This window comes from Cohnella lubricantis (assembly GCF_014212015.1).
In the GTDB taxonomy this organism is placed as follows: Bacteria; Bacillota; Bacilli; order Paenibacillales; family Paenibacillaceae; genus Cohnella; species Cohnella lubricantis.
In genome coordinates this window covers 47,701-62,926 of sequence record NZ_JACJVN010000024.1, presented here as the reverse complement: position 1 = coordinate 62,926, position 15,226 = coordinate 47,701, and the positions used below count along the sequence as shown (strand labels likewise).

At 56.9% G+C, this 15,226-nt stretch carries 15 protein-coding genes and 1 pseudogene; 5 read left to right on the top strand and 11 right to left on the bottom strand.

Annotation, left to right across the window (positions count from 1 at the left end):
* Positions 1 to 19 precede the first annotated feature (19 nt).
* Positions 20 to 643 (top strand): ANTAR domain-containing response regulator, encoded by a 624-nt coding sequence (locus tag H4Q31_RS06205; RefSeq protein ID WP_185178205.1) that lies wholly within the window; start codon positions 20 to 22, stop codon positions 641 to 643.
* A complete protein-coding gene (locus H4Q31_RS06200) occupies positions 640 to 1,683 on the top strand; it encodes an anthranilate phosphoribosyltransferase (RefSeq protein ID WP_185178204.1) in 1,044 nt (347 codons plus the stop codon). The genes H4Q31_RS06205 and H4Q31_RS06200 overlap by 4 nt, the downstream gene beginning before the upstream one ends.
* Positions 1,684 to 1,821: 138 nt before the next feature.
* On the opposite strand, the gene H4Q31_RS06195 is transcribed toward H4Q31_RS06200, so the two are convergent.
* The 5 genes and pseudogenes from H4Q31_RS06195 to H4Q31_RS06175 all read right to left on the bottom strand — a co-directional run bounded on the left by H4Q31_RS06195 (position 1,822) and on the right by H4Q31_RS06175 (position 5,177).
* Positions 1,822 to 2,310: a DinB family protein gene (locus tag H4Q31_RS06195; RefSeq protein WP_185178271.1), complete on the bottom strand. Its 489-nt coding sequence runs from the start codon at positions 2,308 to 2,310 to the stop codon at positions 1,822 to 1,824.
* A 76-nt stretch (positions 2,311 to 2,386) separates the two neighbouring features.
* Positions 2,387 to 3,255, bottom strand: a pseudogene (locus H4Q31_RS06190) (permease).
* A gap of 69 nt (positions 3,256 to 3,324) precedes the next feature.
* A complete protein-coding gene (locus tag H4Q31_RS06185) occupies positions 3,325 to 3,528 on the bottom strand; it encodes a hypothetical protein (RefSeq protein WP_185178203.1) in 204 nt (67 codons plus the stop codon).
* A 13-nt stretch (positions 3,529 to 3,541) separates the two neighbouring features.
* Entirely contained in the window at positions 3,542 to 4,759 is a 1,218-nt protein-coding gene (locus tag H4Q31_RS06180; RefSeq protein WP_185178202.1) for a M28 family metallopeptidase, read from the bottom strand.
* 76 nt (positions 4,760 to 4,835) lie between these two features.
* Positions 4,836 to 5,177, bottom strand: coding sequence for an ArsR/SmtB family transcription factor (locus H4Q31_RS06175; RefSeq protein ID WP_185178201.1), 342 nt, complete (start codon positions 5,175 to 5,177; stop codon positions 4,836 to 4,838).
* A gap of 428 nt (positions 5,178 to 5,605) precedes the next feature.
* Between H4Q31_RS06175 and H4Q31_RS06170 the strand changes: the two genes are divergently transcribed.
* The 3 genes from H4Q31_RS06170 to arsC all read left to right on the top strand — a co-directional run bounded on the left by H4Q31_RS06170 (position 5,606) and on the right by arsC (position 7,841).
* Positions 5,606 to 5,938, top strand: a complete 333-nt coding sequence (locus tag H4Q31_RS06170; protein WP_185178200.1) for an ArsR/SmtB family transcription factor — start codon at positions 5,606 to 5,608, stop codon at positions 5,936 to 5,938.
* 12 nt (positions 5,939 to 5,950) lie between these two features.
* On the top strand, positions 5,951 to 7,243 hold the full coding sequence (locus H4Q31_RS06165) for an arsenic transporter (protein ID WP_185178199.1): 1,293 nt from the start codon (positions 5,951 to 5,953) through the stop codon (positions 7,241 to 7,243).
* A gap of 172 nt (positions 7,244 to 7,415) precedes the next feature.
* Complete coding sequence (arsC, locus tag H4Q31_RS06160; RefSeq protein WP_185178270.1) at positions 7,416 to 7,841, top strand: arsenate reductase (thioredoxin); 426 nt, start codon at positions 7,416 to 7,418, stop codon at positions 7,839 to 7,841.
* A gap of 278 nt (positions 7,842 to 8,119) precedes the next feature.
* On the opposite strand, the gene H4Q31_RS06155 is transcribed toward arsC, so the two are convergent.
* The 6 genes from H4Q31_RS06155 to H4Q31_RS06130 form a co-directional block, all read right to left on the bottom strand.
* A complete protein-coding gene (locus H4Q31_RS06155) occupies positions 8,120 to 9,160 on the bottom strand; it encodes a DMT family transporter (protein WP_185178198.1) in 1,041 nt (346 codons plus the stop codon).
* A 267-nt stretch (positions 9,161 to 9,427) separates the two neighbouring features.
* Positions 9,428 to 10,324 (bottom strand): alpha/beta hydrolase family protein, encoded by an 897-nt coding sequence (locus tag H4Q31_RS06150; RefSeq protein ID WP_245347315.1) that lies wholly within the window; start codon positions 10,322 to 10,324, stop codon positions 9,428 to 9,430.
* 81 nt (positions 10,325 to 10,405) lie between these two features.
* Entirely contained in the window at positions 10,406 to 11,446 is a 1,041-nt protein-coding gene (locus H4Q31_RS06145) for a glycoside hydrolase family 88/105 protein (protein WP_311771695.1), read from the bottom strand.
* Positions 11,447 to 11,526: 80 nt separating this feature from the next.
* Positions 11,527 to 13,200 carry a type 2 periplasmic-binding domain-containing protein gene (locus tag H4Q31_RS06140; protein WP_185178195.1) on the bottom strand — a complete coding sequence of 558 codons (1,674 nt, stop codon included), beginning with the start codon at positions 13,198 to 13,200 and terminating at the stop codon, positions 11,527 to 11,529.
* A gap of 61 nt (positions 13,201 to 13,261) precedes the next feature.
* Positions 13,262 to 14,161, bottom strand: coding sequence for a carbohydrate ABC transporter permease (locus tag H4Q31_RS06135; protein ID WP_185178194.1), 900 nt, complete (start codon positions 14,159 to 14,161; stop codon positions 13,262 to 13,264).
* A gap of 15 nt (positions 14,162 to 14,176) precedes the next feature.
* Positions 14,177 to 15,133, bottom strand: coding sequence for an ABC transporter permease (locus H4Q31_RS06130; protein WP_185178193.1), 957 nt, complete (start codon positions 15,131 to 15,133; stop codon positions 14,177 to 14,179).
* Between the last annotated feature and the right edge of the window lie 93 nt (positions 15,134 to 15,226).

Here is a 15,226-nt window from a genome sequence, read left to right as displayed (position 1 = left end):
AGCTGAGAGGAGAAGCTCTATGCGTTCTTTGTTGGTTATTCACAATCAGGCTACGGCTTCGGAAGATGAGTCCGACTCCGCTGCGAAGACGCTTCTCCCGGAATTCGTCCTTCGCTCCTGCGGTTATGCCGTTACGATAGCATCGCACGAAGAGCAAGCGGGCGAGCTCATCATGGGCGCCGACGCTGCAGTTCTCCATCTGCCAGTCTCCGATATTCACGATTGGGGCAGGCAGTTGATACGCAAGAAGATTGTGCCCTTGCTCTGGTGGTGTAGCGATTCGACCGCGACGCTCTCGGTGGAAGCTTGCGAGGATCACGTCATGGTAGACGGCGTTCTGACACCTTCCATGAGCGAACAGGAGCTTCATTGGGCGCTGCACTTCGGAGCGAAGCTATGCTTCGAGCGCCGGCAATGGCATCTGGAGCGCAAGCAGCTGCTCTCGAAGATCGAGGAGCGGAAGTGGATCGATATGGCCAAAGGAATCTTGTGCGAGATTAAGAAGATATCGGAGTCGGAAGCCTACGATCTGCTGCGCAAGCAAGCGATGAACGAGCGCAAGCGGATCGTCGACGTCGCGACCTCCATTGTGAACGTCTACCAATTGATTCAGGATCAGAAGAGAGGGGGCTCCAAACGATGATCAAGCTGCTGAAGGAAGTCGCCCGGGGCAAACGAGGGGCCCGAGACCTGACATACGATGAAGCGTTGGAAGCGGCGGAAGCCATTCTGTCTCTGGAGGCGACGCCGGCGCAGATCGGCGCCTTCTTCATCGCTGAGCGCATTAAGCTGGAGAGCGTCGAGGAATTGGAGGCGTTCGTGCACGTATGCCGAAGGAACGCTGTTAGAGCTGAGCCGCGAGGCGGCATCGACTGTGCCGGTCCATATGACGGACGCAAAAATTCTTTTTACGCGACATTCCCTGCCTCGTTCCTGCTCGCTGCGGCCGGGCTGCCGGTGACGCTCCACGGCTCCGCCTCTCTGCCGCCGAAGTGGGGCATTACGCTCCAGGATTTGATTGCGTCTGCGGGTGTCGATCCGGCGGGGTTGACACGAGATCAAAGCTTGCGTGCCGCCGAACTATCGGGTGTGCTGTACGTCTCCTCCGAAGCATGGTGCCCGCCGCTCGGCCGGCTGCGGCCGATTCGCGAAGAGCTCGGCATGCGCACAGTGCTCAACACGGCGGAGAAGCTGATCGATTATGGCGGCTCTCCCTACCTGGCGTTCGGCATCTACCACAATACCGTGTTCGACCGGCTGTCCCGCCTGCTCCTCAAGCTCGGCTATCGCCGGGCAGCGATCGTGCAGGGCTCGGAGGGCTCCGAGGATCTGTTCATCGATCGCCCTACGCGCGTCTATCTCGTCGAGAACGGGGAATTCCGTCTGCAGATCGTCGATCCGGAGAGCTATGGCATCGAATCGCCGGTGCCGGAGAAGGCGTGGACGCCAGCGGAGCAGCTCTCAGTGTCCGAAGCGGTGCTCCGCGGCGAAGCCGAGATGGCCTTCACGAACCAGGTGCTGCTGAACGGCGCCGCCCGCCTCTTCCTCGCCGAACGCGTCGGCTCGATTGAGGAAGGGCTATATACGTGCAAGGCGCTGCTTGACAACGGATCGGCGTATACGGCTTATCTCGCTTGGCGGGAAGCCATGCTGGCAGGCGATGCGGCGGCACAACAGTCATAGAACGCTTCAAACGGCCTATCGCCCGGAGCGAAGGACGAGAAGAACTTCCATATCCTAACAAGGCTCCCCGGCAGCGCGTTGGCGCTGTCAGGGAGCCTTGTTGTTGCAGATGCTGTTGCTGCTTGCGCACAGAAGCGTTTACTTCGCTTCTTCCGGCAAGATCAGCGCGTTGCGGATCAGATTCGCGGACACCGGCGGCCTGCCTAGCTCCCGCGACCAGATGGAGAGCTGCCCAATGTGGTGAATCTCGTGCGCGATCACGTGGCGCATCACTTCCCCCCACGCGTAGACAGAGATGCTGCCGTCCAGCTCCGTGTCACGGAGAGCTCGCCTATTCATGCTATCGTCCCATGCATTCACGAAAGTCTCGACATCCTCATGGAGTTCCTGATCCAACTGCCTGATTGCCGCCAATGTGTTAAAGTTATCGAAGCTCCGATGAGGGAATGATTTGCCCTGCATATCTTGCATCCAGCTCCATTCGACATCGACGATATGGTACAGCGTCTTCAGGATGCTCCCGACGCCGCCCGTCCGTTCGCGAATGAGCTCCTCATGCGGAACCTCCTTGCACCACTCGTACCAACGCTCCCGAATAAGCCAATTGTAGCGGAATAACGTTTGAATAGCCGACACGCTCCTTTGAGTGAGAATGACCTTCTCTTTCCAGCTCACCTATTCGGCAGCGCGCCTGCTTATTCCTTTAGATCGCATAGAACAGCAAACCCGACACGGTCGCCATACTAAACACGGACACCATGAAGGCAACGACCAGACGTCTCTTGAAAATCGAGTTCAGCAGCGTCATCTCCGGAAGACTTGCGCCAGCCGAGCTGATCATGAGCGCCATGACCGGCGCGATGGCCATCCCCTTCGCGATCAGAATTTGGGACAGCGGAATCATCGCCTGCAGCCGAATGTACAGCGGGATGCCGATGATCGCCGCCGCAGGCACGAGCCACCACTGGCTGCCGCCGAGATAGCCCGAGATCCAATCCGTCGGCACAAGGCCGTGGATAACCGAGCCGATCGCTGCGCCAATCAGGAGATACGGATAGACGCTCTTCATTAAGGCAAGCGTCTCTCGAGCGGCTTGGCGGAGGCTGAATAGGGACTGGTTGTCTTGGTAGCCGGTCATGACCACCTTTTTGACCGATGATTCGAAGCTAAGCTTCTCCAGCAGGAAACCCATGACAACGGAGAAAACAGCTGTAATGACCGTATAAGCAGCCGCCGCCTTCATCCCCAGCGTCGCTCCCATCAGGGTGATGATGGTCGGGTCTAAGATCGGAGAGGCGAACAAGAAGACCATGACGATGCCGAACCGAATCTTCTTGTTCAGCAGGTTCACCACGATCGGGATCGTCGAGCAGGAGCAGAACGGCGTGACGAAGGCGAGCAGCAGAGCCGCCGCGGTGCCGATGAACGCATTGCGCTCCGACAGATACCCTTTTGCACTTTCTCATAGGGAATAAGGCCTTGAATCAGGCTGATCAGGAAGGAGACTGCAATGAATAAGATGGTTAGTTCCAACGCGATAGATATGAAGCTTTGCAAGATGTCCAGCCACATGATCGGCACCTCTCTCCAGGAGAGCGCCCATTCACAACTGAACGCCCATTATTCAAGCATCATAGATTCTTAACCGCAGCAGGAAGAGGCGCTGCTTGCCGAAGTGTCCGTGCCGCAGCAAGCGGAGTCAGCGGTTGCGGACGTCTCCGTGCCGCAGCAGGAGCTGGAGATCGCTTCGGCATTGCCCTCAGACACTTCCTTAATCTCGACTCCGCAGCATGCGCTTTGGTTCTCCGTCTTCACGCCAACGATTCTCTTCATAAAGTTCGTCATTCGATATTCCTCCTCAAAATGATGTTTTGTTTAATTGCCGGATGATCTTCAGCAGGACGTCCAGCCCTTGCTCCAGCGGCTTGGCATGGATATGCTCAGGATTGTCTTCCGCCGTGTGAATTCTTACCGAACTGTCCAATGTGGGCTTCTGTCCGAGCCCGATGGTTGGAATTCCTTGCGCCAGGAATGCCGCAGAGTCATCTCCGCCCGCCATCCGCTTCACTTCAATCCCCTCTAGTTCTATCACCTTCGCGGCGAGGTCGCCCAGCCAATGCCCCGGCTCGGCGTGACCAGTTCGGAGCGCGTTAAGCTCAGGTTCAAACCCGAGACAGTCCAGGTTGATCGCCATCGTGATGGGGACCGGAGGATCTGCCGCCAGCTGACGCGCTCCCCACATGCCGGATTCTTCGCCGGACAGGAAGGCAATCAAGATGTTAAAGGGGAGATGGGATTCGCCGGCAAGCAGTCTTGCCGCCTCCAGTATGACAGCTGCGCCGGAGGCGTTGTCGATGCTGCCCGGAAACCGCAAGCCTGCCGGGTCGTCCCCGAGATGGTCATAGTGCGCCGACAGCAAGAGGGTTGTGCCTGTGTCTTTGCCTGGGAGGAAGCCCAGCACATTCTGGCAAGGGAGCGTCGACGTCTCAAGCGGCAGATCGAGCTCGACGTGAATGCCTTCAAGACCTGCGTATCGTTCAGCAATCGATCGCTGCACCCGCAGCACGGGAATCCGATTGGCCTCGCGCCCGATAACCGTCTTGTGGAACGACTTCGGATGCCCGCTCTCGATCAGCAGAGCGGCAATTCTTATGTCTGCGGCCGACTGGATCGTTCCTGCCACATCAAAGCCTTCCGGCCGGCTCGGAATCAGCACGATTCTTCCAGCCAAGGATGCCTGATCGATCTCTTCATCGAACCGAACTGTCGCAAGTTGGCCGATCGCGCTGCCTCCGGCGCTTAGAGGCGACCATTCGGCATAATCGATCCGATGCTTCAGCTCCTGGCCGTCCACTCTTAGCTTTGCCGCGCCTGTAAGCCTTGCCGCCGGCACTTGAATGGCGGTGAAGAAGCCGTCTTCCCCAACCGGGACCGCTCCGGAGTGCGCAAGCGCATCCGCCAGATAACGGGCTGCTCCGCGGGCGCCGGCTGTTCCGGATAACCGGCCTTCGAACGGATCGGCGCTTAGCGCCGCAATGTCGTGTAAGATTCGCTGCAAGGACGCTGACGGATTCATCGAAGCGAAACCTCCGGATTTAATATTAATCAAATTATCTTGATTAATTAGGTAGTCAAAAGCCCGCCAATAGGGCTTAAGAACAGCAGTCGCTGGGAGCATCATGGCGGAAGATGCAGCACAGCTCAGGCGACAGCAGACGATTGACCTCTTCGTGATTCAACTCGTAGTAGCTCCAAGTCCCTCTCGTCTCGCGGGCGATTAGCCCGGCTTCGAGCAAGATTTTCAGATGATAGGACAGTTTGGACTGCGGCATCTCGACGATCTCCTGCAGATCGCACACGCACACGTTGCCCTTCTGGGTGAGTTCGTACATGATTTGCAGCCGCTTCGCATCTGCGAGAGCTTTGAACTTGGCTTCGTACTTGGTGAAGTCAACGGCTTCGCCGCTGGTCAGAACCGGAAGTTCCTTAAACATGAGTCATGCCTCCCTCTTAGCAGCAAGCTGAGCAGCAGACCGAAGCTTGAGACGGCTGGCGAGTTGGAAGTGTGCCCGAGAGGATCGGTGACAGGCGCTGCTTTAGCACTTTCCGAAAGCTCCGCCGGTTCGGCTGGTTGAGCTCCGCCCATCTCCAAGCTTGCCGCGACCGGTTCTCAATTGTATGCTGCTCATGCTGCAATAGCGTCTCCATTGCGTAATGGTTCATCATTGCGATGTCCCTCCAAATTGAATCAAATTTTCTTGATGAACCAATCTTATCATGGCGTTTTGACAAAATCAAGCACTATATCAAAAATATTTGATGGTTCGATCTAGTTAATAAGTGATTGATAATATAATCGATTGATTATATATTGAGAATAATTAATAGATTCGATCAAACAAGTTCATAAGGAGGGGATAAAATGGTTGGCACGCAAGCCTCGGACTCAATCGCCGACATAGCCGAAACTTTGAAGCTGCTCTCCGACAAGACTCGGCTGACGATAATCGCTTTGTTGAAGGAGCGCGAGATGTGCGTCTGCGATCTGGTGGACTTCCTGGAGACGACGCAGCCGAATATCAGCCAGCATCTAAAGAAGCTTAAGCTCGGCGGCATCGTTCATGAGTCGCGTCGCAGCCAGTGGATTTATTACTCGTTACAAGCGGACGCTAAGCCGTACTTGCGCGAAATCTTAAGCCAGCTGCCCTCGATGAAGCAACAAATCGAAGCTCACCAACCAAACAGCTGCTGTTAACTTGGAGGTCACATGCTCGCCATCGCTACCATCATTTTCCTAGTCACATTAGTCTTTGTCATTTGGCAGCCCAAGGGGCTTGGCATCGGCTGGTCTGCCAGCGGCGGCGCTCTTCTCGCCCTTCTCTTCGGAGTCGTGGATCTCCACGATGTGTGGGACGTTACCCAGATCGTCTGGAACGCTACGCTAACGTTCGTCGCCATCATTCTGTTCTCTCTCATTCTCGATGAGATCGGCTTCTTCGAGTGGGCAGCTCTTCACATGGCGCGTTCCGCCCGGGGCAACGGCCGACTGATGTTCGTCTATATCATTCTGCTAGGAGCCGCGGTCGCCTTCTTCTTCGCCAATGACGGCGCTGCCCTGATCTTGACGCCGATCGTTCTCGCTATGGTACGGGCTCTTCGATTCGACGAGCGGATGGTTCTCCCCTTCATTATGGCGAGCGGCTTCATATCCGACACGGCCTCGCTGCCGCTGGTCATCAGCAACCTCGTCAACATCGTATCCGCCGACTTCTTCGGCATCGGCTTCGCAGAATACGCGGGCCGCATGATTGCGCCTGCGCTGGTCTCGGTTGGCGCAAGCATGCTTGTCTTGTATTGGTTCTACCGCCGAAGCATTCCGAAGGAATATGACAACTCGCAGTTGAAGAATCCGGCGGACGCTATTAAGGATATGCGCATGTTCAAGGCATCCTGGGTCATTCTAGCGGTGCTATTGATCGCTTATTTGATTAGCGAATTCATTGTGATTCCGGTATCGTTCATTGCCGGCGCAGCCGCCATCGTCTTCCTGCTGCTCGCGAGGCAGAGCAAGGAAGTTCAGACATGGAAGCTCGTTCGCGGCGCTCCGTGGGCAGTCGTTGTTTTCTCCATCGGCATGTATGTGGTGGTGTACGGCCTGCGGAACGTTGGGCTGACGGATGAGCTGGGCAAGGTGTTCAATTGGGCGAGCGAGCAAGGCTTGTTCATCGCGGCGGTCAGCTCCGGCTTCATCGCGGCGATCCTCTCGTCGATCATGAACAACATGCCTACCGTCATGATCGATGCGCTTGCTATCGATGGAACGAATGCGCAGGGGATCGTGCGGGAAGCGCTTATCTATGCGAATGTGATCGGGTCCGACTTAGGTCCGAAAATAACGCCGATCGGCTCGCTGGCAACACTGCTCTGGCTCCATGTCCTCTCGAGGAAAGGCATCAAAATCTCGTGGGGCTCGTACTTCAAGACGGGAATCATACTAACCATTCCCGTGCTGTTCGTTACGCTGTGCGGCCTCTTCCTGTGGCTGACCGTTATAGGCTAAGTTCAATTTAATCAGACAAGTAAAGGAGCAATCTGATATGGACCAATTGAACACATCGGGCACATCGGGGGCGTCGAGTACGTCGAGTATGGAGAACGCATCGAGCGCATCGAGCTCATCGAACGCACCGAATGCATCGAACGCATCGAGCGCATCGAGCGCTTCAAGTTGTATGGGCAGCAAACCGCTAGTCTACTTCTTGTGCACGGGGAACTCTTGCCGCAGCCAGATGGCGGACGGCTTCTTGAAGGCAATCGGCGGAGAGCAATACGAGGTGCTGAGCGCCGGCTTGGAAGCGCACGGACTGAATCCGCGCGCCGTCCAAGTGATGAAGGAAGCCGGCGTCGACATTAGCGGCCACACGTCGAACGTGATCGATCCGGAGATCTTGAACCGGGCTGCGTATGTCATCACGCTGTGCGGGCATGCGGATGAGCATTGCCCCGTCATCTCGAACCCGAATGTGATCAAGCGGCACTGGGGCTTCGGCGATCCGGCGAGAGCGACCGGGACGGAGGACGAGGTTATGGCGCAGTTCCGCAGCGTGCGGGATGACATTAGGTTGCGTGTCGAGGCGTTCGTTCAAACGGGAAAGTAAACAATGCCGACAGCAAGCTACCGCTTGGCAACATAGCAAATAGATAAGGCAATTAAACTCGCTCCAGGGATTAGGACAACTCATCTGCTGGATAAGGTCGTTTAATTGCCTTGCTTGCGTCTGTCCTCAGTCATTCTTGCCCAATAAGGCAGTTTAACTGCCTTATTCCGCGCCGTCTACGAATCTTACGCTTAACAAGGCAGTTTTAGTGCCTTATTTGAGGCCTGGCACAACACTCTTATCCAATAAGGCAGCAAAACTGCCTTATTCCGCGCCCGCTAACGAATCTCCCCGTCGCCTGCGGTCATCGCTGCCGAACGCGCGCTACGCTTCGGAACCTCTTCGGAACCGCTCGGCGAGGAAGACGCCGCTGCCGCGCGTTGCTGCAAGCCGGTTCGCAAGCTGTGCAGCGTCAACCCTGCGATGACGATGAACATGCCGACCCATGAGAGCGCCGGAGGGACCGGCACCGGAAGCAGCAGCAGCTCTCCGGTCGCAGCGAAGATAACTTCGCCCGACTGCGTCGCCTCGACCGCAGCCAGCTTGCCGGCCGAGCCGCGCGCCATGTCCGTCGCCGCGAAGAAGAGCACGGTGGCGATGACGCCCGAGCTGACGGCGACGATCAGCGCTTGGCCAGCCTGCGCCGGACTGGGCAAGCCGTCTTGGCTGTAGCCGGCGACAGCCAGCACGATCCACAGCGGCGTGCTGCCGATCGTCATGCCGAGTACGCGCTGGTAGGCGTCGAGCCGCCCTTCGCAGAGCGCCATCATCTTGCGGTTGCCTAGCGGATAAGCGAAAGCACCAATCAAGACGGGAACTACGCCGAGCAGCAGATCCCTCGCGGCGAAGCCGTTCGCATGGCTGAATTGCATAGTGGCCGCGCCGACTAGAACGAGAGAGGACACAGCCAAGCTTCTGCCTTGGATGCGCTCCCGCACCTTCACCGGACCATCCGGCGTCTGCGAGACGCGATAGAATAACGGTGCCAGCAGCAGTCCCGCCACTACCGTCACTTGCCAAGTACCCGCAATGAGCCAGCCCGGCTCGTATTGCGCGGCGATGCAGGTCGGCGTGTACATGACGCCGAAGCCGATGAAGCTCCAGCCGAACCAAGGCAAAGGCCGCCGCTTCATATCCGACAGCAACGGCCGCAAGCCCCTCCGCAGCAGCACGATCGCGAGCAGCAAAGGCAGCATGAACAAGAACCGCAAAGACGCGGAGTACATCCAATTGCCGCCGGACAGCTTCATGGCCTGATTAAGAATAAACGTTGATGAGAAGAAGAACGAAGCCAGAAGCCCCAGAACAATCGGACGCATATGAAGTGAAGTAAGCCTCCTTGATGGAACAACGATATGCAATGCTGATATTGCATGGTTCGACATGGCGGATCGTCGTTCCTTCTTCCGACGGCTAATATTTCCGTTTGTCGACTTCGCGTTTGGCCATCTGCTCGGTGAACACACTCTCCGCCGGCACGATTCGCTTGGGAAGCGTTCGCCCTTGCATGATCTCAGTGGCTGACAGAGATCATGAGATCAGGAAGGCTAGATTGCGGGTGAAAATGGAGCAGTTGGATTGGTTAATTACAAATACCTCGCCAGAAATCTCTGCCACGCCGCCCGCATCTCCGCCGTCTCGATATGGCCGCCCCCGGTCTCGACCGACTGCCAATGCTCGGGACTGCCGGCTGCGGCATAGGCTTCGCGCAGTCCCTTCGCCAGAAGCTCGACGCCTTCGATTGGACACAGCCGGTCATGCCGCCCGTTGAGGCTCATCCGAGGGCGGGGAACGATTCGCTTCTGAATGTCGAGCGTCGTGAAGTGCTTCAGCAGCCCGGGCACGTAAGAGTAGAAGCCGTGATGGTCCAGTCCTCGCTTGGCGATGAGCGTATGGGCATCCACTTGGCCGCAGATATCGACCACCACTCTCACCCGCTCGTCAATCGCTCCCAGCCACCACGCCATTAGACCTCCCATCGACATCCCGATCGTCGCGATGCGGCTCCCGTCGATATCCGAGCGCTCCAGCATATAATCGAGCAGACGCTGATTGTCGTACAGCATCATGCCCCACAGCACTTGACCTTGCCAGAGCATTTCCTTCACCAGCTCGCTCTCCGCCTTGCCCGATCGCTCATTGAAGCCGCGCATGTCCATGCAGCAGACGGCATATCCCATATCCGTCAACGCTTTGGCGAAGGAGGGCTGCAGCAGGTAACCCGCTCCGCGAACGAGCTCGTTGCGCCCTAGCGCGTAGTTGCCTCCATGAGAATGGTTGAACACTACGAGCGGATACGGAGCTTTGAGCTCCAATGGCAGCGCGACCGATATGGGGGCGCGTTCTTGGCCGTCCAATTCCAGCAGGATCGTCTGCAGGCGATATCCGTCGTATGGTTCCTCCCGCAGCAGATCGGAGCCGGTCACGCCTCTCTCCGGCCAGTCGCCGAGCAGCTGCAGCAACAGATCATCATCGTCCTTCAATCCATTCGAACCTCCTATGCCGGTGTGATGAACAACTTGCGAGTTCATTCCGTATTCCGCTCTCGGTTCATCGCTACGTCTTCATTCCGCATTCCGTTCTTGATTCTCCAAGACAGCCGTCAGCAGCGCAAGCGCAAGTCCCTGGCCCCAGCCTTGCGCCCACTTCTTGTCGATGCCAAGGTAGCCGTTGATATCGTTCATGACAGCCGTGCCGCCGGATACGTTCAACACCCGGCCGCGGTCCGTTATATTCGCCAGCACGCCGTCCAGCGCCTTCTGCACGTATTTGGCATGCAGCGGGTTGCCTTGCGTGACCATCGCCGCCGCGATGCCCGCCGTCGCCGATACCTCGCCGTAAGACGGCGGGTAGTCGAGCACGGTGCCCCATAGGCCATCGTCCTTCTGAAGCTTCTTGAGCGCAGCAAGCTGGTCGCGCAACGAACTCCAGATGTGCATCATGGGAGGATACAGATAGCCCTCCGGCAATCCCTTCGCCGCCCGTGACATCGTATAAGCCGCCCACGCGTTAGCGCGACCCCAATAGATGCCCGACATATGATCCTTCGTCAGGTTGTTGTAGCCGTGATACCAGAGACCGGTATCCTCATCCTGCAAGTAATTGATGTGCCAATAGAACTGGTGCAGCGCGTCCTCGATGAGCGGCTTCTCCCCCAGCATCACGCCGACGCGGAGCATGAAGTAGCCGGCCATGAACAGCGTATCCGCCCAGCACTGCTCCGGGAAGTCGTTCTTCGCCGACACCGTATGCTGCAGCACCCGATCCCCGAAGCGAAGCGCCTTATGCTGCAGGTAATCCACCTTGCTTAAGATGAGATCGAGGTACTTCTGCTCCTTCGTCTGCTCATAGAGCGTGAGCAGCATGTGGCCCATGGCGCACGCGTTCACCGTCCATACCGGCAAACCCGCTTCGATGTACTCGTCGCACCAGGCGGCCATCCGTTCCAGGCAGGCCTCCTCACCCGTCACTTCGAATGCGCGGCTGACGCCGTAATAGGCGACGCCGCATGGCCAATCCCACGTCAAATCCATGTCAAGCGTGTAGTCGACCACACTTCCGATGACACGCTTCAAATCGGCTGCGTTTGCGTTAATTCTCACAATCCATGCCTCCATATCCAAAGCCCCCGCCGGAGCAGGGGCTCTGTTAAGTGTGTTCTATCTCCTATTCGCAGTCGATATCCTTAGCTGAATTGGCCTGCGTCGATCGCCTTCTGCTTCTCGTCGAGAATCTCTTGATAGCCCGCATCGAGATAGGTCTGCTTGGCTTCCTCGTACACGGCATCGAACTGATCTTCAGGAGCGAGAACGCACTTCACGTACAGCTCTTGGAAGAGAGAGTTCAGATCCGCCTTGTACTCGTTCACCGTCTCGAGCACGACGCTGAACAGTGCGTCCGGCGTGCGATACTCCGCGGTCTGCTCATAATACTTCAGCATGTCTTCCGCTAGATTCTCGTAGCCCGGAGGCGCCCAGTTCTGAATGTAGGATTTGCGGGTCACAGCAGGGTCTGGATATTGCGCCATCTCGGTGACGAGAGCCCAGTAGTCCTTGTTGTTGTTATTGGACAGCTTGGATTCGCCGGCGAAGTCCGGCACCTTCACGGCAAGTCCCTCGGCATCCAGCGTGTAGTTCTGGCCTTCCACGCCGTTCTGCAGGAAGAACAGATTGTCCGGCTGGCTCATCCATTCGAGATACATCCAGACCGCGGCGCGTTCCTCGGCGGAGGACTCATAGTTGATGCCCATAATTAAGCCGAACGGCCAGTAGCCGCGCGATTGCGGTTGACGTCCCTCCGGAACGCCGGCTGTCGGAGGCAGCACCGCGAATTCCGCATCCGGGTTGTTCGTAAGCGTAGCGGAGAGCACATCGGTGTTGCTGGCGAGATAGAAGCCGTACGTGCCGGTCTTGCCCGCGACGAATTCGGATTTGATCTTGGCGTCGTCGGTGCGCAGATAAAATTCTTTGTCAATCAGTCCGTTGTTGTACTGGTAGTTCAGATTGCGAAGATAACGCTCGGTGTCAGCCGTCGTCAGATCCGCAACGCCGAGATCGGAATAGAGAGCGCGGTATTTAGGATCGACCGGCCAATCGCGGAAGGCGTAGTTGAAGGTATAGTTGTTCTGCAGCAAGCTTCCGCCGCCGACCCCAAGCCCGGCCTCCTTCCATTTCACCAGCATCTCGTTATACTTCTCCAGGGAAGTCAGATCCTCCACCTTCATGCCGACCTTCTCGACCCAGTCTTTGCGGATGAGCGTCGTGAAGTTGTCGGCCTCCGGACGGGCGGCGTAGAAGAACACCTTCTTGCCGTCGACGATGCCGTACTTCTCAATCGTCCCGCTCATATTCTTCCAATAAGTCGGAGCGTAGTAGGCGATCTCATCCCAATTCAGCTCTTGCATGACATCTTCTCCGTAGTAGGCTAGCGCTTGAGGCATATCATAGTGGAAAATGATGTCCGGAGCTTTGTGCGACGCGAGCAGCTGCTCGTAATCTGTCACTTCGCTGCTGCGCGTGATCGGCACGAACTTGACGTCGATGTTGTACTTGTCGCCGAAGTTCTGCTGAACCCAGCGCGTATAGTAGTTGTCGCTCACGTTCCAGCCTTCGAATGCGCGTTCATAGACCGGGATCTCAAGAGTCACCCGCTCAGGGAATCCGCTCGAATAATCGGCGAAGCTGCCGCTAGCGCTGTCGCTAGGAGAGCTGCTGGCGCTTGCCGTGCTGCTCGCAGGCGGTGTCGACTCGCTAGGGCTGCTGCTAGCGTTCGAATTGTTGTTGCTGTTCGAGCAGGCGGCCAGCAAACCGACTGCCATCATTAACGCTAATACTGTGGAACCCATTCTCTTCATGCTCATCGATTGTTCCCCCATTATGGAATTTTCCATTCTTAAATAAGGCGCTTCGACAAACTTGAGATTATTCTTTGATGGCTCCTAACATAACTCCTTGAACGAAGTACTTCTGAATGAACGGATAGACGCAGAGAATCGGCAGCGTCGCGAATACCACGCACGACGCCTTCAGCACCTCGGGGTTGCTGAGCTGCACCTGCGTCGCCTCCAGCTGGAAGCTCTCGGTTGCCTGAATAACCAAGTAATACAGCTTCAGCTGCAGCGGCCGAATATCCACATTCTGCTTAATGTAGAACAGAGCGTCTTGATACGTATTCCAGCGTCCGACCGCATAGAAGAGAGACAGCGTCGCGATGATCGGCTTCGAGAGCGGGAGGACGATGCTCCACAGAATGCGGAAGTGTCCCGCGCCGTCGATCCGCGCCGATTCTTCCAAGCTGTCCGGAATGCTGCTGGAGAGCGAGGTCTTCATAATGAGCAGGTTGAAGGCGCTGAACGCCGGCGGCAATATGATCGACCAGATCGTATCGAGCAAGCCCAGATTGTTCACCAGCATATATTCGGGAATGATACCGCCATGGAAGTACAAGGTGAACATGAAGATAAACGTCAGAACGGTGCGGCCCTTGAGCGATTTGCGCGACAGCGGATACGCCGCGCAAGTCGTTACGATCATCCCCAGAATGGTGAACAGCACCGTCACGAGGACCGACACGTACAGCGATCTTAAGATACTCGCGTCGGCAAAGATCTTGCCGTACGCATCAAGCGTGAATCCTTGGGGCCAGAGATACACCTTGTTCGCAATGACATAGGCGTCTTGGCTGAGCGACTTGGCAGCCACATGTACGAATGGCAGCAGGCAGGCCAGTGAGGCGATGATGAGGATGAGGCGAATGAGCACATCCCAAATATCGAAGCGCCTTCGGCGCTGCAGCGTTAGAGTGCCGCTAACGGCTTTCATGGTTCGCCTCCTTCACTAGAGCAATCCGTCTTCGCCGAGCCTCTTCGCGATCCGATCCGCGAGCAGCACCAGCACGAGGCCGATGACGGCCTGGAACAATCCGAGCGCGGTCGCGCGGCTGAAGTTCCCGCTCTCGATCCCCCACCGGTAGACGAGCACCGGGATGGTGGTGGTGTACTCCGTCGTCGCCTTGTTCTGCAAGGCGTACACACGCTCGAACGAGCCTTCCATCACTCGGCCCAGGTTCAAGATCAGGAGGGTCACGATCGTGACGCGGATCGAAGGAAGCGTAACGTTCCATACCTTCCGCCACCGGCCTGCGCCATCGACGATGGCCGCTTCGTACATCTCCGGGTTGATGCTGCTAATCGACGCCAGATAGATGATCGTCCCCCAGCCCATGCTCTGCCAGACGCCAATGGCTAAGTAGGTGATCAGCCAGTGGGTGTCTTCCTGCAGGAACGGAACCCGGTTGATGCCCATCTGCTCCAGAAGATTATTCACGAGCCCGTTGCCTTCGCTAAGCAGTTGGTAAGCAATCGCGCCAATAATGACCCAGGACAGGAAGTGAGGCAGATAGAGCAGCGTCTGGTTCACGCGTTTGAATCGGATCCCCTTGATCTCGTTCAGCAATAGCGCTAGGACGATAGGCATCGTGAAGCTGAAGACGAGGTCAAGGCTATTGAGCAGCAGCGTGTTGCGTACGGCGCGGAGGAAGTCGTGCCTGGCGAAGATCTCGTTAAACACTTCGAAGCCGGCCCATTCGCTCCCCCAGAACCCTCTGGCGATCTTGTAGTCCTTGAAAGCGAGCACAAGTCCGGATAGAGGCGCATACTTAAACACCAGCACAAAGGACAGCGGGATCAGAAGCAGCGTATAGAGCTGCCAGTCACGCCGGAAATAGAAGGATAGTCCCCGGCTGTTCGCTTTGAGTCCGGTTAAAGCGGCCTCGTTTTTATGAAGCGCTTTCAAATTACCTTTTCACCCCCCTCAGCTTGTATTCCCCCTGTCTTGTTGAGCGTCGGACTCGAAGCCAGGTCATGGCTGCATCATACCTTCCCAGCC